Consider the following 22,029-nt stretch of genomic DNA (forward strand, 5'->3'; position numbering starts at 1 on the left):
TTCTCAAGGAACGGACGCTTCCTTCGGACCGCCTTCCAGCGGGCCCTCCGGGCGCTTCGTTCTTTCGTGTTTCCAGCTTATCAGATGTTTTCCGCCCCGTTTTCCGGAGTTTCATTCATCCGATTCCCGCTGGCGGGATTTCCTGCGAACTTCATCCCGAAGCCTATCAGGGCTTTCGGAGCGTTCCGTCCGTGGGATTTGCTTCGTCGGAGGGCGCGCATTTCGTGAAACGCGCTCGCCTCGATTTCGGCGGTGTCGTAGACACTAACGCCCGGGCCCGACCGTTGTCCAGTCAGTCCCAACCGTTCAAACCTACTAGCCCAACCACACCACGTCAATGGTTTGGTCGGGATGCGAGAAGACTAGCAGGTCAGCGGCCTGTTGATCACATCGGCTCAGGCCGCGACGGGCTGCAGGTCCGCCCGGTCGGCCGCGTCCACGTCGCCGAACTCCCCGCTCGCCGCGGCCTTACGGCCCAGTACCAGCGCATAGGTGAGGAACGCCGCCTCCGCTACGACTCCGATGGAGATGCGGGCCCAGGTCGGCAGGCCCGACGGGGTTACGAAGGCTTCGAGCACTCCGGCCACCGCCAGCACCGTCGCCAGCCCGATTCCCATGCCGATGATCGAGCGGCCCTGTTCCGCCAGCGCCACCGCGCGGGTGCGCGGGCCGGGATCGATGAGGGTCCAGCCGAGGCGCAGGCCGAGGCCGCCGGACACGAAGACCGTGGTCAGCTCCAGCAGGCCGTGCGGGACGAGCAGGCCGAGGAAGATGTCGAGCCGGCCGGCCGAGGCCATCAGCCCGACGCCGAGGCCGAGGTTGACCACGTTGACCCACATCACGACGAGCACCGGAATGCCCAGGGCGATGCCGAAGATCAGGCACTGCACGGCGATCCAGGCGTTGTTCGTCCAGACCTGGGCCGCGAAGGAGCTGGCCGGCCGGTCCGAGTAGTACGCCTCGTACTGTCCGCCGGGGCGGGTCAGCTCGCGCAGCTCGTCCGGCGCGATCAGGCTGTTCCGGACCTCGGGGTGGGTGGCCATCCACCAGGCGATCAGCACGGTGACGACCATCGAGACCGCCGCGACCGGCATCCACCAGCGGCGCGCGCGGTACAGCGCGGCCGGGAAGCTCACCGTGTAGTAGCGGGCGACGTCCTGCCAGCCGTTGGTCCGGGCACCGGTCACCGCGCTGCGGCCCCGCGACACCAGGCCGGTCAGCCGGCCGATCAGGGCCGGGTCCGGCGCGGCGGCCTGCACCTTGGCCAGGTGGCCGGTGGTGCGCTGGTAGAGGGTGACCAGTTCGTCGGCCTCGTCCCCGTTGAGCCGGCGCCTACGGGCGAGGGCGTCCAGCCTGGCCCACTCCCCCTGGTGGGTTGCGACGAAGACGTCCAGGTCCATTCGGCGGCTCCATGGTCGGCGATGGCGCGAGGCGCGCGTGCGCGGGTCGGGCAGGTGCGTACGGACACGTGCGGGCCCAGCATGCCAGGAACCGTCGCCGCCCCGGCCGCCGGGATCTCACTTCCCGTGCGACCACCGGGCGCCGTATGTTTGCGGCTGCGGATCAGACTGCGGAGAGCGGGCAGTGGGGGCCGATCCAAGCGCGCTCCCACCTGCTCGCATGAGCGTGAACGGACAGGTGTCTTGAGCGACCTGGTGACTGGTGAGGCGGTCGTCCTCGACCTGCAGACGGCGAAGCTTCCGAGCAGGGCGTTGGCGATCGTGCTCGACCTGCTCATCGAGTTCGCCGCCCTGTTCGTGTCGACGCTGGTGCTGAGCGTGGCCCTGTCCGACCTGGACAGCGCGGCGCTGGCCGCGACGATGCTCGGGATGACGGTCTTCTTCCTGGTCGCGCTGCCGGTGATGATCGAGACCCTCAGCCACGGGCGCTCGGTCGGCAAGGCCGCGTTCGGCCTGCGGGTGGTGCGCACCGACGGCGGCCCGGTCCGGTTCCGGCACTCGCTGGTGCGCGGGCTGGTGGGCTTCTTCGAGCTGATCGCGATAACCGGCGCCCCGGCCGTGATCACCTCCGCGCTGAACTCGGACGGCAAGCGGCTCGGCGACATCTTCGCCGGGACGGTCGTGGTCCGCGAGCGCACCCCGGCCGGAGCCGGTGCGGCCGGCCCGCTGCCCCCGGTGCACCCGCAGCTGCTGCACGACATGGGCCGTGAGCTGGTCGCGATGGACCTGTCCGCGGTGCCCGAGCCGCTCTGGCTGGCGATCCGCCAACTGCTCGTCCGGGTGGGCCAGTTGGAGCCCGGCGTGACCTTCCGGATGGCCGCCGGGCTGGCCGAGGACCTGGCCACCCGGATCGGGAACCCGATTCCGCCGGGACTGCACCCGGCCGCCTACCTGGGCGCGGTGCTCACCGAACGCCAGCGCCGGGAGTGGATGCGCGCCCAGCAGCGGTTCGCCGCCTCGGCCCCGGTCCAGGCGCCCGTCCAGGCCCCCGTCCCGCACCCGGCCGCCGCCCCCGTCCCCACGGCCGACGGCCGCCCCCACCGCGTCCTCGGCGTGCCCGCGGCGCACGCACCCGCACCCGCGCCCGTACCGACACCGGCCGCCCCCGCCGCCCCGTCCTTCGCCAAGCCCGCGCAGCCGACCCAGCCCGCCCCCGACGCAGGCTTCGCCCCGCCCGCCTGAGCCCACCGGCCCGAGCCGCGCCCACCCGAGCCGCGCTCAGGCCCCGCACCTACTCCCCCACCGGCCAGGCGTTCGGCGGCGACTGGAGCTCCTCCAGCTCGATCCCCGCCGCCGCCAGCACCACGTCCCCGGCCAGGTGCACCACCTGCTGCTCCCCCGTCTCCAGGTCCGCCACCTGGTACCGCTCGACCAGCAGCGGCCCCGAGTCCGTCGCGTGGGTGTCCACGCCCTCCAGCAGCCACCCCTGGTCGAAGGTGCGCGGCGCCAGCACCGGCTCGGTGAACGCCACCAGCCGCACCCGCGCACTCGCCCCCTCCCGCAGCCGCAGCATCCGGGCGGTGGCGACCAGGAAGCCCGGCGAGCGCCCGGCGAAGCCGTGCGCCCGGTCGTGCCCCTCCGCCGCGTGCTCGCCGCCCGGGTCGGCCGCGTCGGTGCGGACCCACGCCACCCCGTCCACCGCGCCGCCGCGCACCTGCCAGCCGCCGGCCCGCAGCTCCATCCGCAGCGGCCGGGCCCGCGAGTCCAGCGTCAGGTCGACGCTGCCGATCACCCGCCCGTCCGGCGTGTAGGTCTTGGAGACGTACCGCCACCCGGCCGCCCCGGGCGCGCAGCTGAACCGCTCCTCGCCGAGCAGCACGTGGTCATGGGTGTCATGGAGCGAGTACCGACCGTTGGGCATGCCCGAAGCCTACGCACCGGCGTCCGCTGCAACGTTCCGGGCCGGTGCCCGCATCAGAGGGTCGGGCGGTGCGGGAGACGCCGCCCCGACCACGAGAGCCCAACCACCGGAGCAGGGCAACGAGAGGGGGTGCGGATGGCGAAGCAGACGCGCGACGAGGAGTTCACGGAGTACGTGGCCTCCAGGGGCGGCTGGCTGCGGAAGGTCGCCTATCTGCTGTGCGGGGACTGGCACCGGGCCGACGACCTGGTGCAGGAGACCATCACCAAGCTGTACGTGCACTGGTCCAAGGCGAGCCGGGCGGACAACCGGGACGGCTACGCCCGCCGCACGCTGGTCAACACCTTCCTCGCCGAGCAGCGCACCTCCTGGTGGCGCCGCACGGTGCGGACGGACGTCGACCCGGACGCCGCGGCCGCGGTCCTCGACCTGGACGCCTCGCTCGACCTGCGCCGGGCGCTCGCGGCCCTGCCGCCCCGGCAACGGGCCACCGTCGTCCTGCGCTACTACTGCGACCTGTCGATCGACCAGGCCGCCGAGGCCCTGGGCTGTTCGGCGGGCAACGTGAAGAGCCAGAGCTCACGTGCCCTGGAGACCCTGCGCAGCAGTCTCGTCCCCGTTCCCACAACCGTGGAGAGGACCTCATGAGCATCCTCGAGAATGCTGAACTGGCCTTCCGGCTCCGCGACCTGGCCGAGGAGTCGGCCCCGCCTCCGGCCTTCGACGCCACCGTGTCCATCGCCCGGGGCCGCGCCCGGCTGCGCGCCCGGCAGGGGGCGGCGATCGGTGCGGTGGCCGTCGCGACGGCGCTCACCATCGGCATCACGGCGATGGCGCCCCGGATCGGGAACACGACACCCGCCGTGTCGCCGGCCTCCGCCACGACCGCGGCCGACCCGACGCCGTCCCCCGCCGACAAGGCCGTCGACGGCATCCCCGCACTGACCTCCGAGCTCAAGGTCGGCTGGCTGCCCGACTGGGTGGACCGCGAGCACGGTATCGGCTACTCCGCGGGCACCTTCGGTTCCAGCCTCACCGCCGACGAACCGAAGCTGGCCTACCGGCGTCTCCTCATCTCCCTCCTCGCCCCCGGCCCCGAGCCGGCCCTCGGGACCCGTCCGGACGAGGCCAAGGTCCCGGCTCCCCCGATCAACGGCCGGACGGCGTACTGGGTCGAGCACCCGTCCGATCCCCGCTACGACAGCAGCGACCGGGTCCTCCGCTGGCAGACCGCCGACGGCCGGTGGGCGGTGGTCAGGGCGACGCACCTCGAGAACGCGGTCATCCCGGACGGGGACCTGATCCGGATCGCGGAGTCCGTCACGGGCGGCAGCCGGGACGTCCCGATGCCGCTCTGGCTGAGCGGGCTTCCGGCGTGGATCCGGCCGGACTCCGCCTCCGTGCTCCGCTACACGGGATACACGGGAACGGTGCCCTGGGAGGCGCGGATCGTCCTCGCGATCGACGGCAAGACGGTCACCCTCACCGCGGCCCCGGAGGGAGAGCTGAGGGACGTCCCGCCCACCTCCCAGTGTCGGCACGAAGGCGGCCTGCAGGTCTGCGCCTCCACGGCACCCGAGTTGCTGCCCCGACTCGACCCGATCGGCGGCCTGGCGGGCCTGTTGAAGCTGGCGCACGTCACCGGTGCGGACGAGAGCACCTGGACGACCAGCAACCTGCGCTGAGCCCGGACGCGCCGGTGGCCGGCACCCACGGGGGGTGCCGGCCACCGGCGTCAGCGGGAGCTCACCCGCGTCGCGGAACTCACCGCATCAGTAGCGGTACTGCTCCGACTTGTACGGGCCCTCGACCGGGACGCCGATGTAGTCGGCCTGCTCCTGGGTCAGGGTGGTCAGCTTCACGCCCAGCGCGTCGAGGTGCAGGCGCGCGACCTTCTCGTCCAGGTGCTTCGGCAGCACGTAGACGCCGATCGGGTACTCCTCGGTCTTCGTGAACAGCTCGATCTGGGCGATCGTCTGGTTCGCGAAGGAGTTGGACATCACGAAGGACGGGTGGCCGGTCGCGTTGCCCAGGTTCAGCAGGCGGCCCTCGGAGAGGACGATGATGGTGCGGCCGTCGGCCTTGCGCCACTCGTGGACCTGCGGCTTGATCTCGGTCTTCACGACGCCGTCGAGCTTGGCCAGGCCGGCCATGTCGATCTCGTTGTCGAAGTGGCCGATGTTGCCCACGATGGCCTGGTGCTTCATCCGGGCCATGTGCGAGGCCATGATGATGTCCTTGTTGCCCGTGGTGGTGATGAAGATGTCGGCGGTCTCGACCACGTCGTCCAGGGTGGCGACCTGGTAGCCGTCCATCGCCGCCTGGAGCGCGCAGATCGGGTCGATCTCGGTGACGATGACGCGGGCGCCCTGGCCGCGCAGCGACTCGGCGCAGCCCTTGCCGACGTCGCCGTAGCCGCAGACCACGGCGACCTTGCCGCCGATCAGGACGTCGGTGGCGCGGTTGATGCCGTCGATGAGCGAGTGGCGGCAGCCGTACTTGTTGTCGAACTTCGACTTGGTGACCGAGTCGTTGACGTTGATCGCCGGGAACAGCAGCTGGCCGTCACGGTGCATCTCGTACAGACGGTGGACACCGGTGGTGGTCTCCTCGGTCACGCCCTTGATGGTGGCGGCGACCTCGGTCCACTTGTTCGGGGTGTCCTTGAGGGTGCGGTTGAGCAGCTCCAGGATGATCCGGAACTCGTCGTTGTCCGCCGTGGACGGGTCCGGAGCGGCACCGGCCTTCTCGAACTCGACGCCCTTGTGGATCAGCAGGGTGGCGTCACCGCCGTCGTCCAGGATCATGTTCGGGGTCTTGCCGTCGGGCCAGGTCAGCGCCTGCTCGGTGCACCACCAGTACTCGTCCAGGGTCTCGCCCTTCCAGGCGAAGACCGGCACGCCCTGGGGGTTCTCCGGGCTGCCCTCCGGGCCGACCGCGATGGCGGCGGCCGCGTGGTCCTGGGTGGAGAAGATGTTGCAGGAGCACCAGCGGACCTCGGCACCGAGCGCCGTCAGGGTCTCGATCAGCACCGCGGTCTGGACGGTCATGTGCAGCGAACCGGTGATCCGGGCGCCGGCCAGCGGCTGCGCGGCGGCGTACTCGGCGCGGATGGACATGAGGCCGGGCATCTCGTGCTCGGCCAGCTGGATCTCCTTGCGGCCGAACGGCGCCAGGGAAAGGTCGGCGACCTTGAAGTCACCGGTGATGTCGGTCGACATGCGTCTGCTCCTCGCTGATGGGGTGGGGCACGGGCCGAGGTCCGGATGTGCGGTGCGCATGGCGGGCCGTACGGGTGCACGGCTACGCCGGGGCCGCCGGATCCCGCGGTGGCGGACCGGTTCCCTGCTGCGCGGCACAAACCGTCGGAGGACCTCTCTCCCTCGACCGGCGCACACCCTACGGGCGCGGACCGCCGATCGACCGCCATCAGCAGCGACGTTCTGGCTCTGGTGACGAATCTACACCGATGGCCCCACCGGGCGTCCGCGGATGACGGATTTGGGCCGCCGGATCCGGCCGTCGCCCGGCCCCTGCCCGACCGTCGCCCGGCCCCATTACGGCCGCCGCCCAGCCCCTTTACGGCCGTCGCCCGACCGCCCCGCCGGGCGGCCCGTCAGTGCGCGGCGTCCGGCCCGGGGCCGCCCGGGGTGGCCGCCGGGTCCTCGCCCGCGGCGGCCTTCTCGGCGCTGTAGACGTCCGGTTCCAGGTAGATCGCCCGGGCGATCGGGACGGCGGCGCGGACCCGCTCCTCGGCCGCGTCGATGGCCCGTGCCACCCGGTCGGCGCTGTCCTCCGCGTTGACGGCGATCTTGGCGGCGACCAGCAGCTCCTCCGGGCCGAGGTGCAGGGTGCGCATGTGGATCACCCCGGTGACCGCCTCGCCGTCCACCAGGGCGGCGCGGATCCGCCGCACCGAGTCCTGGTCGGCGGACTCGCCGAGCAGCAGCGACTTGGTCTCCAGCGCGAGCACCACCGCGATCACCACCAGCAGCACGCCGATGCACAGGGTGCCGATGCCGTCCCAGACGCCGTCGCCGGTGATCACCGTGAGCGAGACGCCGAGCAGCGCGAGCACCAGGCCGATCAGCGCGCCGGTGTCCTCCAGCAGCACCACCGGCAGCTCCGGCGCCTTGGCGGTGCGGATGTACTGCACCCAGCCCTGGCCGCCCTTGGCCTTGGCCGACTCGCGCACCGCGGTCAGGAAGGACCAGCCCTCCATCGCGACGGCGAAGACCAGCACGCCCACCGCCCAGCCCCAGGAGTCCAGCGCCTCGGGGTGGTTGACCTTGTGCCAGCCCTCGTAGACCGCGAACAGGCCGCCGACGCTGAACAGCACGATCGCCACCAGGAAGCCGTACACGTAGCGCTCGCGCCCGTACCCGAACGGGTGCTCCTCGTCCGCCGCCCGGCGCGCCCGCCGGCCGCCGATCAGCAGCAGCACCTGGTTGCCGGAGTCGGCCACCGAGTGCACGCCCTCGGCCAGCATCGAGGAGGAGCCGGTGAAGCCGAAGGCGGTGAACTTGGCCGCCGCGATCGCCAGGTTGGCGGACAGCGCCGCGACCAGTGCCTTCGTCCCACCCTCTGTGCTCATGGGCAGAGACTAGCGGCCTCAGGACTGTGCGGCGGCCAGCCCCAGGTAGACGGCGGCGAAGTCGGTCAGCGCGATCAGGTCGGCCAGCGCGTGCAGCGGGTCCGCGAGGGTGCTCGCGTACTCGGTGAGCCGTACGTCGTGCGCGGCGGCCAGCCGGTGGGCCCGGCGCACGCCGAAGCTGCGCGGCCGTTCGTCGTCCTCGGGCACCTCGGCGGGGCCGTCCTGCTCCTGTGCCGGGTCGGGCGTGGCCGTCGCGGGGACGTGCCGCAGCAGCAGCACCTGGAGGTGCAGCGGGTCGGGCTCCTCGACCCGGTCGCGGAAGAAGTCGTCCGGGTCGGCGCCCGCGCCCAACTGGCCGGTGAACATGCCGCGGTGGACGGTGAGCACCTGCGGCAGCGAGCCGGCCAGGGCCGGGCGGCCGGCCCGGTCGGCGAGCTGGGCGGCGAACCGGGCGACAGCGGCGCCGGCGACCGGGCCCTCGGCCCACAGCAGCGGGACCGTCCCGGCCAGCCGCGCGGCCAGGCCCTTGGCCGGGTTGGTGTACGCGGCGGCGTCCGGACGGCAGCGCACGGCGGCGGTGTCCAGCAGGTCGGCGACGGCCGGCAGCGCGTCGTAGGGCAGCTGGGTGAGGCCGAGCTTCTGGGCGAGCGCCAGCAGCGGGGTCAGGTGGGACCACAGCGCGGCCGGGTCCTCGGCCGGCAGGTCCGGCTCGGCGGCCGGTGCGGCGGGCAGGCCCTCGTCGGGCAGCACCGTGCCGACGTACGGCAGCGGCAGCGCGCGCACCTGCAGCGCGGCCTCGGCCAGCGGGCTGCCGGGCGGGGCGGTGACGACGACCGAGCAGCCGCGGGCGTAGGCCTGCTCGGCGAGGCCGATCAGGCCCTGCTCGCCGCCGTCGGCGGAGCTGATCACCAGCAGGTCGAGCGGTCCGGCCCAGCCGGGCAGCTGCCAGCCGAGCCCGGCGGTGAAGGCGGGCGGGGCGCCGGCCCGGTCGGTGCGCGGGGCGACGGCCTCGGTCGGCGGCAGCGGGAGGACCAGGGTGGCGGTCCCGGCCAGCGCGGCGAGGATCTCGGCGGCGGTCAGAGCGCTGCCGTGCCCGGCGACCAGGACGGCGCGCGGGCGGCCGTCGGGGCGCAGCCGGTCGAGGCCGGCCGCATCGGCCTGCCGCAGCGCGGTGCGGACCCGGGCGCCGGCACCGGCCAGGGCCAGCAGGGCGCGGTCGTGGTCGGCGCGCAGGAGGGCGGCCGGATCGTCGAGCAGGGTGTCGTCGAGCATGCGGCGGGCCTCCGGCTGTCCTCTGGTCGGCGGGCGCGGGGTGGGGCGTCGGCCCCGGGGCGGGTCGGACCCGCCCCCAGGATCAGGCCGGGCGGCGGGCCTCGTCCACCAGGAGGACCGGAATGCCCTCGCGGACCGGGTACGCGAGGCCGCAGTCCGCGCCGGTGCAGACCAGCTCGGGCTGCTCCTCGGTGCCGCCCTCGACGAGCGCGGCCCGGCACTGCGGGCAGACCAGGATCTCCAGCAGGAAGGATTCGAGCTTCATGGGGGCTCTCCCAAAGTTCGGTGGTGGCACGGAGGTGCCCCGGCCGATAGGCAACCCTACCGGCCGGGGCACGGTGCGCTTCGGTCAGGCGCGGTCCGGTCAGGCGCGCACGACGGCGAGCACGCCGTCGCGCAGTTCGGCCATCCGCGCCGGGTCCTTGGCCTCGACGTTCAGGCGCAGCAGCGGCTCCGTGTTGGAGGCGCGCAGGTTGAACCACCAGTCCGGGCCGGCCACGGTGAGGCCGTCCAGCTCGTCCACCGTGGTGCCCTCCAGGCCCGCGTAGGCGGCGCGGACGGCGGCGGTGCTGGCGGCCTGGTCGGCGACGGTGCTGTTGATCTCGCCGGAGGCGGCGTAGCGGTCGTACTCGGCGGTCAGCTCGGAGAGGGTGCCCTGCTGCCCGCCGAGCGCGGCCAGCACGTGCAGCGCGGCCAGCATGCCGGTGTCGGCGCGCCAGAAGTCGCGGAAGTAGTAGTGGGCGGAGTGCTCACCGCCGAAGACGGCGTCGGTGACGGCCATCTCCTGCTTGATGAAGGAGTGGCCGACCCGGGTGCGCACCGGGGTGGCGCCGAGCTCGCGGACCACCTCGGGGACGGTCCAGGAGGTGATCAGGTTGTGGATGATGGTCGGCTCGGCCTCGCCGGCGGCCTGGGCGCGGGCGATCTCGCGGGCGGCGACCAGGGCGGTGATCGCCGACGGGGAGACCGGCTCGCCGCGCTCGTCGACCACGAAGCAGCGGTCGGCGTCGCCGTCGAAGGCCAGGCCGATGTCGGCGCCGACCTTGCGGACCTCGGCCTGGAGGTCGACCAGGTTCTTCGGGTCGAGCGGGTTGGCCTCGTGGTTGGGGAAGGTGCCGTCCAGCTCGAAGTACATCGGGACGAGCTCGATCGGCAGGCCGTCGAAGACGGTCGGCACGGTGTGGCCGCCCATGCCGTTGCCGGCGTCCACGGCGACCTTGAGCGGGCGGATCGCGCTGAGGTCGACCAGGCCCAGCAGGTGGTCGGCGTAGCCGCGCAGGGTGTCCTGGGCGGAGAGCGCGCCTGGCTTCACGTCCTTGGCCGGGACGGTGACGGTGTCGTCCTCGGCGGTCCAGGACTCGACCAGCTCGCGGATCTCGGACAGGCCGGTGTCCTGGCCGACCGGGGCGGCGCCGGCCCGGCACAGCTTGATGCCGTTGTACTGGGCCGGGTTGTGGCTGGCGGTGAACATCGCGCCGGGCAGGTCGAGCTTGCCGCTGGCGTAGTAGAGCTGGTCGGTCGAGCAGAGGCCGATCTCGACCACGTCGGCGCCGTAGGCCGCGGCGCCCTCGGCGAAGGCCCGGCTCAGCGACGGCGAGGAGGGGCGCATGTCGTGCCCGACCACGATCGCGGTCGCCCCGGTGACCTGCACGAACGCGGCGCCGAAGGCCCGGGACAGGCTCTCGTCCCACTGGTCCGGGACGACGCCTCGGACGTCGTACGCCTTCACGAGCTGCTTGAGGTCGCGCACTGCGGCTCCACCCTGGTTCTGTGCTGATCGATACGTCGGGCCACCGACGCGTCCGGTCGACGGATCGCGGTGGTGTCAGACGGGCAGCGTACCCGGGCCGGGCGAACGCACCGTGCGGGGCGAGGCCTCAGTTGTCCGGCGAGCGCAGGACCCGGAGGTGGCCGCGGCGGCCGCCCTCGGTGGACTCGCCCTCGGGGGCGCGGCCCTGACGGGGGGTCTGCGGGCGGGCGGCCTCGCGGACGGCGTTGGCGAGGGCCTCCAGGTCGTCGCTGCTGCGGCGCAGCGGTCCGGCCTCGGCGGCGAGCCGGACGACCTCCCAGCCGCGCGGGGCGGTGAGCCGCTCGGCGTGCTCGGCGCACAGGTCGTAGCAGTGCGGCTCGGCGTAGGTGGCGAGCGGGCCCAGTACGGCGGTGGAGTCCGCGTAGACGTACGTCAGCGTCGCGACGGCCGGTCGGCCGCACGCGGTCCGCGAACAACGACGTACAGAGCTCACGAGGGTGGACGGTACCGCACTCCCCGCCGGGGAGCGAAGACCGCCTGTCCGGCGCGGGTGCCGTGTCGCCGTTCGGGTGCTCACCGGCGCCCCCTCGCCGGGGCTGTGCCGGGCCGTGGGGGCGCCCCGGGCGCGCCGCCCGGCTCCTGCCGGGCAGCTCGCTCCGGCGGTTCGGGCACACGCCGTCGCACCGGCGATTCCCCCGTCGGAGTGGTCCACTTCCGACCCGCCAAGGACTACTCTCGGCAGTGATATGGACAGCTCCGCACCGCAGTCATCGACAGGCCCTTCGCGCCGCCCCCGGCACCGCGACCGGCACGGCAGGGGGCTGCGCGGCCCGCTGGCCCCGCCCCAGGTGCCGATCTCGCTCACCCGCTCCGAACTGTTCGACGACTACGTGCGCGAGTCGGTGGAGCGGCTGGAGCGGCGGTGGCCGCAGCTGATCGAGGTGGAGTTCGCCGTGCAGGAGGTGCCGCTGCACGAGCCGGACGGCGCCGACACCGAGGACGGCGTGCCGCTGGGCCGGGTGTCGCCCGGTCAGAAGGGCCACAAGAGCCAGATCGTGGTGTACCGGCGGCCGGTGGAGATCCGGGCGAAGACCCGGGAGGACCGGGCGGCGCTGGTGCACGAGATCCTGATCGAGCAGGTGGCCGAGTTGCTGGGACTGTCGCCGGACGCGATCGACCCGCGCTACGACGAGGAGTGACCTTCCGGGGCCCCGCGGGGCCCCGGAAGGGCCGGTCAGCGCAGCACCACGCCCGGGTCCTGGGTGGCCTGCGGGACCTGCACGGTGCTGTGGTCGTCGCGCAGTGCCTGGACGGTGAACATCGGCACGTCCTTGGCGGGCAGCGAGAGCATCCGGGCGGCGACCACCGGGCCGCCGGACTCGGTCTCCACGGTGACCGCGAAGACGCCGTTCAGCCCGGCGGGCTCGGGCGCCGGGATGGCGACCGTGCCGCCGGCCGGGAGCTGGACCTCCTTGGTCGCCGGGGTGCCGCCGCCGCTGCCGGCCGAGCCGGTGACCTTGACGGTGGCGGCGTCGCCGGTGGAGGTCAGGAAGACCGTGGCGGCGCCGGCCCGGTTGTCGGCGACGGTGGCGCGGGCGCCGACCGGGGCGCTGCCGGTGAGCCAGGCCGCGTCGCTCTTGCCGTTGCCGCCCGTGCGGTCGACCCGCAGACCGGCCACGATCTTGGTCGGGTGCTTGTCGTCGGTGGGCGACAGCCGCAGCCCGGCGACCTCGTCCCGGGTGACCTTGCCGAGGTCGACGGCGGCCACCATGCCCGCCTTGACGTGGATCGACTCGTTGCCGGCCGGGGTGAACCAGCCGTTCTTGCCGGAGAGCTGGATCTTGAGGTCGGCGTCGTCCTCCGGCGGCGCCCAGACCACCAGCCGGGCCGCCGTGGTGTCGGCGGGCAGGCCGGGCAGCACCTGGGTGGCGGCCGGCTCGGTGGAGGCGGGGACCCAGTCGGCGCCCTTGGCGCCGTCGGCGGCGTGCAGCGCGGCGCCGATCCGCCCGGAGCGCACCACCACGTGCACGGCGAGGTCGGTGACGGCGCCCTTGCTGATCGTCGACAGCAGGACGGACTGCGAGCTGCCGGGGGCGACGGTGAGGCCGTTGGCGGCGTCGTTGTCGATCAGGCCCTTGTCGCCGTACAGCTTGATGTCGACCACGGCCGCGGAGGACTCGGGGTTGACCAGGCTGACGTAGTCGACCCGGTCGCCGGCCGTGCTGGCCCCGGCGAACCAGAAGCTGGTGCTCTCCGGGGTGCAGGTCAGGCCGGACAGGCCCGTACCGCGCTGCTCGGTGACCACGGTGGTCTGGGTGACGGTGAAGCCGGGGGCGAGCGCGCCGGTGGCGACGGCCCCGGTGCCGGGCGCGGCGTCGCCGTTGCTGGCCGGGCCGGTGGCCGGGGTGCCGGGCTTGCCGAGGGTCAGCTTGGCGTCCGCGGGCGGAGCGTTCTTGTCCGGGGCCGGGGTGGCCGGGGCGCTCGGGGCCGCGCTCGGCGCGGCGGTCGGCGAGCCGCTCGGCGCCGGGGCGGACGGGGCCGCGGTCGGCGGGGTGGCCGGGGCGGCCTGCTCGGAGAGCCAGCCGGCGCCGCCGGTGGCCGAGCCGGTGCCGGGCGGGGTGTAGGCGGTGAGCGTGGTCGAGCCGGTCAGGCCCTGGAAGGGCTGCGGGCAGACCGCCGCCGTCCGCTCGACCTGGGCGGTGCTCGGGGCGGCCCCGCCGTCGGCCTTGGCCGGGCCGGCCGGCGGGCGCACCTCGGCGATCCCGAACACGGCCGCCAGCACCACGGCCGCGGCCAGCAGGGACTGGGTGGTCTTCCCCGCGGACCGGCCGGGGGCCGTCCCCGGCGCGCCGGCGGGCTGCTCGGCCCCGGCCGGAGCGGTGTCGGGCTCGACGGGCTGCTCGGCCCCGGCGGCGGACTTCTTCCCGAATGCGGGCTTCTTCATGGCGGGTCAGCTCCCCGATCCGTGCTGGTGGGGGCCGTAGTTCCCGGAAGGGTGACCGGTGCCGCCCGGTTCGTTGGGGTCGTAGTACGGCTCGCCCTGCTGCTGGCCCGGCAGCCAGGTCTGCTGGGGCTGCCCGGGCTGCTGCTGGTAGGGGTCGTAGCCGTACTGCTCCTGCGGGTACTGCTCGTACCCCTGCTGCTCGTACCCCTGCTGGTCGTACCCCTGCTGCGGGTAGCCCTGCTGGTGGCCGTCGTACCCGTGGCCCTCGTAGCCCTGGGCGGCGTACGGCGCGGCCACCGGCTGCTGGGCCGCGTACTGGTCGTAGCTGTACGGGTCCGCCTGCTGGTACGCCTGGTACGGGTCGGCGTACGGCTCGGCCTCCTGGACGGCGGCGGCCGCCTCGACCGCCCCGGCCGGCGGCTCGCCGGTGGGCTGCGCCGGGATCGCGCCCGGCAGCCCGTCGTACACGCCGGGCTCCTCGGCGCCGGGCTCGCCGCCCTCGCCCCGCTCGGCCATCCGGCGGGCCCGGCGGCTGCCCGGGACGAGGGGCTGCGCCTGGGCGGCGGCGGCCAGCGCGGCGGCGGCGACCACCTCCTCGGGCAGGTCGTCGTCCTTGTGGCTGCGGCGGCCGGGCAGCGCCAGCACCAGGATGGTGAGGCCGACCAGGACCTGGGCCCAGATCCAGCCGGTGTGGGCGAGGCTGCCCTCGCGGGTGACACTCAGCTTGCCGCCGGCGGCCGGGAGCTTGAAGCCCTGCGCCCAGCCGTCGAGCGTGGTGGGCTCCAGGGCGGTGCCGTCCACGGTGGCCTTCCACTCGGGGGCGGCGGCCTCGGCCAGTCGCAGCACCCGGCCGTCCGGACCGGCCGGGACGGTGGTGGCGAGGTCGCGTTCGCCGGACGGGACGACCACCGGGGTGGCGCCCGGGGCGGTGATCACCGCGCGCACCGCGGGCGCGCCGTTGACCTGCCAGAGCGCGGCGTCGCCGTCCTGGTTGGCCTTCACCAGGCCGGGGGTGGTGTCCAGGACGTCCTTGAAGGCGTCCACGGCCTGCCGCTCGACCAGCACGTAGGCGATGCCGTAGCCGGCCAGGGCGTTCGCCTGGTCGGCACCGGAGCCGGCCAGCAGGCTGCCGACCATCCGGTCCAGGCCGCCCTGGGTACCGGTGGCCGGGTCGACGGTGGACTCCGCCTGGCCGAGGGTCAGGCCGGCGCCGCGCACCACGGTGTAGCGGACGGCGCCCTTCTGGCCGGTGACCACGAGGGTGCGGGACCGGTCGCTGGTGCCGGCCTCCTCGGCGATGAAGGCGGGCACCTGGCCGGCCGCGGCGCGGTGCAGCGGGCCGCCGGCGCCGGTCAGCGCCCACCACAGGCCGGTGCCCAGCGGGGCCAGCACCGCGGCGGCCACCACCAGGGCGGCCACCGGCTGGCGCCAGCCGAAGGCGATCCCGGCGACCCGGGTGTTGGCGCCGTCGGCGCCGATCGCGGCGGCGGCGAGCAGGGCGATCCCGGCGATCAGGGTGGCCGGGCCGGCCCAGGCGGGCACCGGCTGGCCGCCGGAGGCCGGGGTGACGGAGGTGCCCGCCACCGCGACCGCGAAGACCAGCCCGGCACCGGCCGCGCCCCAGGCGGCGAGCACCGCGCGGCGGCGGTCGGCGCGCAGCAGCGCGGCCAGCGCGGCGAGGACGACACCGGTGGAGAGCCAGACCGGCGGCACCCCGGCGCCGCCGGGGTTGACCAGCAGCAGGCCGGCCGCGCTCGCCCCGGCGCCGTGCAGTCCGGGCAGCCCGGCCTCCAGCAGCAGCCACTGCGGGTGCGACAGCACCTTCAACGACCAGGGGGCGAGCACCGCGACCGGCACCGCGAGGATCACCAGGACGCGCAGGCCGAGCAGCCGCAGCGCCGTACCCCCGGAGCCGAGGGCGCCGCCGCGCAGCACCGCGAGGACCAGCACGGCCAGGCAGAGCGGTACCGCGAGCGCCCAGGTCAGCGGGACGAAGGCGGTGGCCAGGGTGAGCAGCAGGACGGTCATCCAGACCGGCCGCCAGCCGGGGCGGGCGCCCTTGGCGGCGCTCTCCTGGCGGATGCCGAGGCCGGCCGCGATCGCGGCGGCGCGGGCCAGCGGCGGCAGCAGCACGGCGAGGACGGCGGTGCCGATCCGGCCCTGGGCGAGCGCGCCGGTGGCGGCGGGCAGCAGCGCGTAGGTGGCGCTGGCCCAGGCGCGGACCAGCTTGGAGTCCAGCAGCGGCCGGGAGACCAGGTAGGCGCTGACCGCGGCGAGCGGGACGGTGAGCACGACCAGCAGGGTGAGCGCGAGGTCGGCGTTGCCGAACAGCAGCCAGGAGAGCACCGAGAGCACGCCGAGGTACGGCGGTGCGGCGGCGGTGGAGCCGGTGCCGACCGGGTGCCAGGCGTCCGCGTACATCGCCCACAGGCCGCCCGCGCCGTCGGAGGCGGGCAGCAGGGCGCCGCCGAACAGCTCGCCGCTGCCGAACAGGCCGCGGCAGGCGACCAGGGCGAACACCAGCAGGGCGGCGAACAGCACCGGCGCGGGGCGCCGGGCCAGCTTCTTGATCAGCGCGAACTGCTCGACGACGAGGTCCTCGCCGTCCTCGTCGCCGCCGGCCTCGACCGAGCCGTGCCGGCTGCCGGTGTCGTCGCCGCCCCCTATCCCGAGCGAGCCGATGACGCCCTCGACGGCCAGCCGGGTGGTGGCGCCGGGCGCCGGGAAGAGCGTGCGGTCGTCCAGGGCGTCCGCGGCGCGGGTCCGGGCGCGGTGTTTGCGCGCGGCCAACAGCCGTGGGAAGCGGACGAGTTCGTGGCCGAGGCCGGCCAGTTCGTCGACCGCCTGGCGCGGGTCCTTGCCGAGCAGGTTGGTGACGGCCCGCACCAGGGTGCCGAGCACCAGGCGCAGCAGCACGTACGGGAAGAGCGCGCCCTTGCAGTTGGCGAGCAGGGTGTAGACGGCGCCGGACTTGTCCACCCGGTGCGGGTGGGAGGGGCCGCAGTCGATCGCGCGGCGTTCGCGGCTGGCCGCCTCGGCGTGCCGCAGCACGGCGTCGGGGGCGACCACCACGCGGTGGCCGGCGGCGTTGACCCGCCAGCAGAAGTCGGTGTCGTCCCGCATCAGCGGGAGGGCCCGGTCGAAGCCGCCGAGCTCCTCGAAGACGTCCCGGCGCACCAGCATGCCCGCGCTGGAGACGGCGAGCACCGGGCGGACCTGGTCGTGCTGGCCCTGGTCCTGCTCGCGGCGGTCGAGGCCGGTCCAGCGGCGGCCGGAGCGGGCGATGGTGACGCCGATCTCCAGCAGCTGGCGGCGGTCGTACCAGCTGCGCAGCTTGGGGCCGACCACGCCGGCGCTGGGGGTGGAGTCGGCGACCTGGAGCAGCCGGCGCAGCGCGTCGGTCTGCGGCTCGCAGTCGTCGTGCAGCAGCCAGAGCCACTCGACCGGCTGGGTCTCGCGCGGGCCGCCGCGCCCGAGGTCGTCCTCCTGGGCGAGCGGGTCGCCGTAGTCGTCCCAGCCGCCGGTGACCGGGTCGTAGCCGGAGGGGTCGAGCCGGTACGGGAGGTCCTCCGGGCGCAGGGGCGCGCTGCCCGCGACGGCCTCGGCGACGGCGGTGCCGAAGCCGGCCCGGCGGCCGAGCATCAGCGGGCCGCTCTCGGGCAGCCAGTCGGCCAGGGTGTCGGCGAGCAGCTGCGGGGAGTTGTCGGTGGATCCGGTGTCGACCGCGAGGATCCGCTGGACCTGGCGGTCCTGGCCGAGCAGACCGGCCAGGGCCTGCGGCAGCCAGCGGGCGCCGTCGTGCGAGACGATCACCGCGGTGACCAGGTGGCGCGGGTAGGCGGGCGGCCTGGAAGCGGTGAAGCCGCTCTGGTGGCTGTAGACGGTCATCGAGTGCGCGGGCCCCAGTTCTCGGTGGACACAGCCGGTGAACGGCAACCGGATGGCGCACCACACTAACGGCTCCGGATGGCCGCTTCGTGCCCGGTGCCGGTGCGGAGGCGGTGAAGAAGGGGGCCCGGGATCGGCGAGGACCGGTCCGGGAACACGAAAGCGCCCCACCGTCGCGGTGAGGCGCTCGTACAGCTGTGCGGCCGTCCGCCGGTGGCGGAGGGTCAGCGGGGTCGGTCGGGGCCGCCCCGGTCAGACGGCGCTCTTCTTGAGCCGGCGGCGCTCGCGCTCGGAGAGGCCGCCCCAGATGCCGAAGCGCTCGTCATTGGCGAGGGCGTACTCCAGGCACTCCGATCGAACCTCGCAGGCGAGGCACACCTTCTTGGCCTCGCGGGTAGAGCCGCCCTTCTCGGGGAAGAAGGACTCCGGGTCGGTCTGAGCGCACAACGCGCGCTCCTGCCAACCGAGTTCCTCCTCTTCCTCCGCGATGCCGTCCCCGATCAACAGCTCAAAGAGCTCGCTCATGTGGCGCGCCTCCTCTGCCCCTACTTGGCGTCCCCGTGGTTGCCGTTGCCTCGTGCGGCTGACGACACGAGTGAAATTACAGTTGCGTCACTCTGGCCCAGTCAAGCCGAGCTCTGGTATTGAGGCCGGGATTCACTCCCTGGCACCAAGCCGTTACGAATAGTGTACATATTCGGACACATCGGACCTTCGACCCGAAAGCCCTGGGCGACATCGAAACGCCCGCAATGACTCGCGGAATGACGCTCAGTCATCGTGACAGGCCGGTCATCGGCCTGCCTTCCCGGCGATCTTCCCATCGAAACATAGAGAGTGATGAATCACCCCATCCGGGAAAGATCCTGACCTAATCCACTCGAATGCCGCATCCTTCGGTTTGACACCACCCCCGCGGATGCGGTCTCCTTTCCCCTATGTCAGAGTTCGCCAGCCCCCGGAGCGGTTCCACGCTCCGCCGTGCCGTGAACTCCTGTTGTCGCCTCTGTTCCTGCTGTATCTAGGCGCCCGCGTCCCACCGCGCGCCGCCCAGGAAGCACAGAGGCCGCCCGCGACTCCCGCCCCAGGACATCCCGGATCCGGCTGCTCCCCGACCAGCCGAGCCATCCGAGGACGACTCCCGTGCGCACGACCCGCATCCGCAAGCGGAACCGCGACCGCAACAAGCACGCCCGCCGCGGCCTCGCCGCCGCCCACACCCCCCGCCACACCCCCCGCCATGGCGACCGGCACCGCTGGGCCGACGGCCTCAGCGACGTCTCCATCGCCGGCGACCCGCTCGCCTTCCCCCACCTCGCCCGCACCGACCTGCCCGGGCACCCCACCACCGTCGCCGGGTACGCCCGGCTGGTCCGCGAGATCGCCGCCGACCGCTCCCGCTGGGAACCGCTGGTCCGCTACGACGCGCTCACCCGCTGGTACGCCCGCCTGGAGACCGGCCCCGGCTACGAGGTCTGGCTGCTCAGCTGGCTGCCCGGCCAGAGCAGCGGCTTCCACGACCACGGCGAGTCCTCCGGCGTGATGACCGTCGTCCGGGGCGAACTGACCGAACGCTCGCTCACGCACGCCGGTGAAGGAGCCCGCACCCTGCGCCCCGGCGGGCAGCGGGTGTTCTCCTCCGGCTACCTCCACGAGGTGGTCAACGGCGCGCTCGAACCCGCCGTCTCCATCCACCTCTACACCCCGGGCCTGACCGCGATGAACCAGTACGGCACCACCACCGCCGTCCCGGAGCAGCACGCGCACGCGGCGGAGTCCGAGCGGCGTTGACCGAGGCCTGACGAAGAGTCCGACCGTGGCAGGATGACCTCATGCGCATCGTGGCACTGGCAGGCGGGATCGGCGGGGCGCGCTTCCTGCGCGGACTCCTCGCGGCGGTCGGACCGCAGGACGAGATCACCGTCATCGGCAACACCGGCGACGACATCCACCTCTACGGACTCAAGGTCTGCCCCGACCTCGACACCGTGATGTACACCCTCGGCGGCGGAATCCACGAGGAACAGGGCTGGGGCCGGACCGACGAGACCTGGTCGATCAAGGCCGAGATGAAGGAGTACGGCGTCGGCCCCGAGTGGTTCGGGCTCGGCGACCGGGACTTCGCCACCCACCTCGTGCGCAGCCAGATGCTCACCGCCGGGTACAGCCTCAGCCAGGTCACCGAGGCGCTGTGCGTGCGCTGGAAGCCCGGCGTGCGGCTGCTGCCGATGAGCGACGACCGGGTCGAGACCCATGTGCGGATCACCGACGATCAGGGCACCCGGGCCGTCCACTTCCAGGAGTACTGGGTCCGGCTGCACGCCGCCGTCGACGCCGAGGCGATCATCCCGGTCGGCGCGGACACCGCCAAGCCCGCGCCCGGCGTGCTGGAGGCCCTCGCCGAGGCCGACGTCATCCTCTTCCCGCCGTCCAACCCGGTCGTCTCGATCGGCACCATCCTCGCCGTCCCCGGCATCCGGGACGCCGTCGCCGCCGCCCCGGCACCGGTGGTCGGGCTCTCCCCGATCATCGGCGGGGCGCCGGTACGGGGCATGGCCGACAAGGTGCTCGCCGCCGTCGGCGTCGAGGCCACCGCCGAGGCGGTCGCGCTGAACTACGGCTCCGAACTCATCGACGGCTGGCTCGTCGACACCGCCGACCAGGACGCGGTGGCCGCCGTCGAGGCCGCCGGGATCGCCTGCCGGGCCGTCCCGCTGCTGATGACCGACGTCGAGGCCACCGCCGAGATGGCCCGGGCGGCGCTGGCGCTGGCCGAGCAGGTCCGCGCGTGACGATCGAGATCCTTCCGGTCCGGGGCATCCCCGAGATCGAGGCCGGGGCCGACCTCGGCGAGCTGATCGCCAAGGCCGGGACGTACCGCGACGGCGACATCCTGCTGGTCACCTCGAAGATCGTCAGCAAGGCCGAGGGCCGGCTGCTGCACGCCGCCGACCGGGACGCCGCGATCGACGCCGAGACCGTCCGGGTGGTCGCCCGGCGCGGACCGGCCCGGATCGTCGAGAACCGCAACGGCTTCGTCATGGCCGCCGCCGGGGTCGACGCCTCCAACACCGCCCCTGGCACCGTGCTGCTGCTGCCCGAGGACCCGGACGGCTCGGCCCGCGCGCTGCGCGCCCGGCTCCAGCAGCTCACCGGCCACCGGCTCGCCGTCGTCGTCACCGACACCTTCGGCCGGCCCTGGCGCAACGGGCTCACCGACGTCGCGATCGGCGCCGCCGGACTGTCCGTCCTGGAGGACCACCGGGGGCGCACCGACAGCCACGGCAACGAACTGGTGCTCACCGTCACCGCGACCGCCGACGAACTCGCGGCCGCCGGCGACCTCGTCAAGGGCAAGGCCAGCGGCGTCCCGGTCGCCGTCGTGCGCGGGCTCGGCCACCTGGTCACCTCCGAGGACGGCGCCGGCACCCGGCCGCTGGTGCGTTCCGCCGCGGACGACATGTTCCGGCTCGGCACCTCCGAGGCGCTGCGCCAGGCCGTCACGCTGCGGCGCACCGTCCGCGCCTTCACCGCCGACCCGGTGGACCCGGCCGCCGTCCGGCGCGCGGTGGCCGCCGCCGTCACCGCGCCGGCCCCGCACCACACCACGCCCTGGCGGTTCGTGCTGCTGGAGTCCGCCGAGACCCGGGTACGGCTGCTGGACGCGATGCTCGGCGCCTGGCAGCGCGACCTCCGCGAGCTCGACGGCTGGGACGAGGCCCGGATCGCCCGCCGCACCGCCCGCGGGAACGTGCTGCGCGACGCGCCGTACCTGGTGGTGCCGTGCCTGGTGATGGACGGCTCGCACGACTACCCGGACCCGCGGCGGGCCGCGGCCGAACGGGAGATGTTCACGGTGGCCATGGGGGCCGCCGTGCAGAACCTGCTGGTCGCGCTCACGGGTGAGGGGTACGGCTCCGCCTGGGTGTCCTCGACGATGTTCTGCCGTGACACCGTTCGGGCGGTGTTGGACCTGCCGGAGGGGTGGGACCCGATGGGGGCCGTCGCGGTGGGGCGGCCGGCGGAGGCGCCGAAGGTCCGGACGGAACGGGGCGCCGAGGCGTTCGTCGCGGTGCGGTAGGGGGCCGCTGCGCGGGGCTGGGGTGTGGGGGTGGGCTTTCGGGAGGGTGGGTGGGTCCGGGGGCGGGTCCGGGGGTGGGGGCTCCGGGGGCTGGGTGATTTTCGGACCGCCGACCCTCATGGTGGGGGGTGCTCGCCGTTGGCGGTCTGAAAAAAACAACAAACCACCCACACCCCACC

18 protein-coding genes are annotated in these 22,029 nt (G+C 74.0%); 7 read left to right on the forward strand and 11 right to left on the reverse strand.

Translation table 11 applies throughout. The annotated features are described in order from the left end of the window. Positions 1-395 precede the first annotated feature (395 nt). On the reverse strand, positions 396-1,400 hold the full coding sequence (locus ACIQWA_RS40360) for a stage II sporulation protein M (RefSeq protein WP_402492035.1): 1,005 nt from the start codon (positions 1,398-1,400) through the stop codon (positions 396-398). A 243-nt stretch (positions 1,401-1,643) separates the two neighbouring features. On the opposite strand from ACIQWA_RS40360, the gene ACIQWA_RS40365 reads away from it, so the two are divergent. Next, entirely contained in the window at positions 1,644-2,642 is a 999-nt protein-coding gene (locus ACIQWA_RS40365) for an RDD family protein (RefSeq protein ID WP_402492038.1), read from the forward strand. Positions 2,643-2,691: 49 nt separating this feature from the next. On the opposite strand, the gene ACIQWA_RS40370 is transcribed toward ACIQWA_RS40365, so the two are convergent. After that, entirely contained in the window at positions 2,692-3,321 is a 630-nt protein-coding gene (locus tag ACIQWA_RS40370) for a hypothetical protein (RefSeq protein WP_402492040.1), read from the reverse strand. Positions 3,322-3,456: 135 nt separating this feature from the next. Between ACIQWA_RS40370 and ACIQWA_RS40375 the strand changes: the two genes are divergently transcribed. Beyond that, on the forward strand, positions 3,457-3,969 hold the full coding sequence (locus ACIQWA_RS40375; protein WP_402492042.1) for a SigE family RNA polymerase sigma factor: 513 nt from the start codon (positions 3,457-3,459) through the stop codon (positions 3,967-3,969). Next, positions 3,966-5,006, forward strand: a complete 1,041-nt coding sequence (locus ACIQWA_RS40380) for a hypothetical protein (RefSeq protein ID WP_402492045.1) — start codon at positions 3,966-3,968, stop codon at positions 5,004-5,006. The genes ACIQWA_RS40375 and ACIQWA_RS40380 overlap by 4 nt, the downstream gene beginning before the upstream one ends. Positions 5,007-5,093: 87 nt before the next feature. On the opposite strand, the gene ahcY is transcribed toward ACIQWA_RS40380, so the two are convergent. The 6 genes from ahcY to ACIQWA_RS40410 form a co-directional block, all read right to left on the reverse strand. After that, positions 5,094-6,542 (reverse strand): adenosylhomocysteinase, encoded by a 1,449-nt coding sequence (ahcY, locus tag ACIQWA_RS40385; protein ID WP_402492047.1) that lies wholly within the window; start codon positions 6,540-6,542, stop codon positions 5,094-5,096. 395 nt (positions 6,543-6,937) lie between these two features. Further along, positions 6,938-7,915 (reverse strand): cation diffusion facilitator family transporter, encoded by a 978-nt coding sequence (locus tag ACIQWA_RS40390; protein WP_402492050.1) that lies wholly within the window; start codon positions 7,913-7,915, stop codon positions 6,938-6,940. A gap of 18 nt (positions 7,916-7,933) precedes the next feature. Further along, on the reverse strand, positions 7,934-9,187 hold the full coding sequence (locus ACIQWA_RS40395) for an SIS domain-containing protein (RefSeq protein ID WP_360244343.1): 1,254 nt from the start codon (positions 9,185-9,187) through the stop codon (positions 7,934-7,936). Between the two features lie 82 nt (positions 9,188-9,269). Then, positions 9,270-9,452 carry a Trm112 family protein gene (locus tag ACIQWA_RS40400; RefSeq protein WP_049659271.1) on the reverse strand — a complete coding sequence of 61 codons (183 nt, stop codon included), beginning with the start codon at positions 9,450-9,452 and terminating at the stop codon, positions 9,270-9,272. Positions 9,453-9,551: 99 nt separating this feature from the next. Beyond that, positions 9,552-10,937 (reverse strand): phosphomannomutase/phosphoglucomutase, encoded by a 1,386-nt coding sequence (locus tag ACIQWA_RS40405; protein ID WP_402492054.1) that lies wholly within the window; start codon positions 10,935-10,937, stop codon positions 9,552-9,554. Positions 10,938-11,064: 127 nt separating this feature from the next. Next, complete coding sequence (locus ACIQWA_RS40410; protein ID WP_402492056.1) at positions 11,065-11,514, reverse strand: DUF3499 domain-containing protein; 450 nt, start codon at positions 11,512-11,514, stop codon at positions 11,065-11,067. 169 nt (positions 11,515-11,683) lie between these two features. Here ACIQWA_RS40410 and ACIQWA_RS40415 point away from each other — a divergent pair, with 169 nt between their 5' ends. Continuing rightward, on the forward strand, positions 11,684-12,136 hold the full coding sequence (locus ACIQWA_RS40415) for a metallopeptidase family protein (RefSeq protein ID WP_350509617.1): 453 nt from the start codon (positions 11,684-11,686) through the stop codon (positions 12,134-12,136). Positions 12,137-12,171: 35 nt separating this feature from the next. Here the strand turns inward: ACIQWA_RS40415 and ACIQWA_RS40420 are convergent, their stop codons facing one another. The 3 genes from ACIQWA_RS40420 to ACIQWA_RS40430 all read right to left on the reverse strand — a co-directional run bounded on the left by ACIQWA_RS40420 (position 12,172) and on the right by ACIQWA_RS40430 (position 18,294). After that, entirely contained in the window at positions 12,172-13,881 is a 1,710-nt protein-coding gene (locus ACIQWA_RS40420; protein WP_402492059.1) for a DUF5719 family protein, read from the reverse strand. 6 nt (positions 13,882-13,887) lie between these two features. After that, on the reverse strand, positions 13,888-17,769 hold the full coding sequence (locus tag ACIQWA_RS40425; RefSeq protein WP_402492062.1) for a glycosyltransferase: 3,882 nt from the start codon (positions 17,767-17,769) through the stop codon (positions 13,888-13,890). 252 nt (positions 17,770-18,021) lie between these two features. Further along, entirely contained in the window at positions 18,022-18,294 is a 273-nt protein-coding gene (locus ACIQWA_RS40430) for a WhiB family transcriptional regulator (protein WP_063349134.1), read from the reverse strand. A 759-nt stretch (positions 18,295-19,053) separates the two neighbouring features. On the opposite strand from ACIQWA_RS40430, the gene ACIQWA_RS40435 reads away from it, so the two are divergent. Genes ACIQWA_RS40435 through ACIQWA_RS40445 form a run of 3 tightly spaced genes read left to right on the forward strand, consistent with a single transcriptional unit; the run spans position 19,054 to position 21,850 of the window. After that, positions 19,054-19,560: a cysteine dioxygenase gene (locus ACIQWA_RS40435; protein WP_402492070.1), complete on the forward strand. Its 507-nt coding sequence runs from the start codon at positions 19,054-19,056 to the stop codon at positions 19,558-19,560. A gap of 41 nt (positions 19,561-19,601) precedes the next feature. Next, positions 19,602-20,561 (forward strand): 2-phospho-L-lactate transferase, encoded by a 960-nt coding sequence (gene cofD / locus ACIQWA_RS40440; protein ID WP_402492065.1) that lies wholly within the window; start codon positions 19,602-19,604, stop codon positions 20,559-20,561. Next, on the forward strand, positions 20,558-21,850 hold the full coding sequence (locus ACIQWA_RS40445) for a coenzyme F420-0:L-glutamate ligase (RefSeq protein WP_402492067.1): 1,293 nt from the start codon (positions 20,558-20,560) through the stop codon (positions 21,848-21,850). The genes cofD and ACIQWA_RS40445 overlap by 4 nt, the downstream gene beginning before the upstream one ends. The last annotated feature ends 179 nt before the right edge of the window (positions 21,851-22,029 follow it).

Source organism: Kitasatospora sp. NPDC098652 (assembly GCF_044760155.1).
GTDB lineage: Bacteria > Actinomycetota > Actinomycetes > Streptomycetales > Streptomycetaceae > Kitasatospora.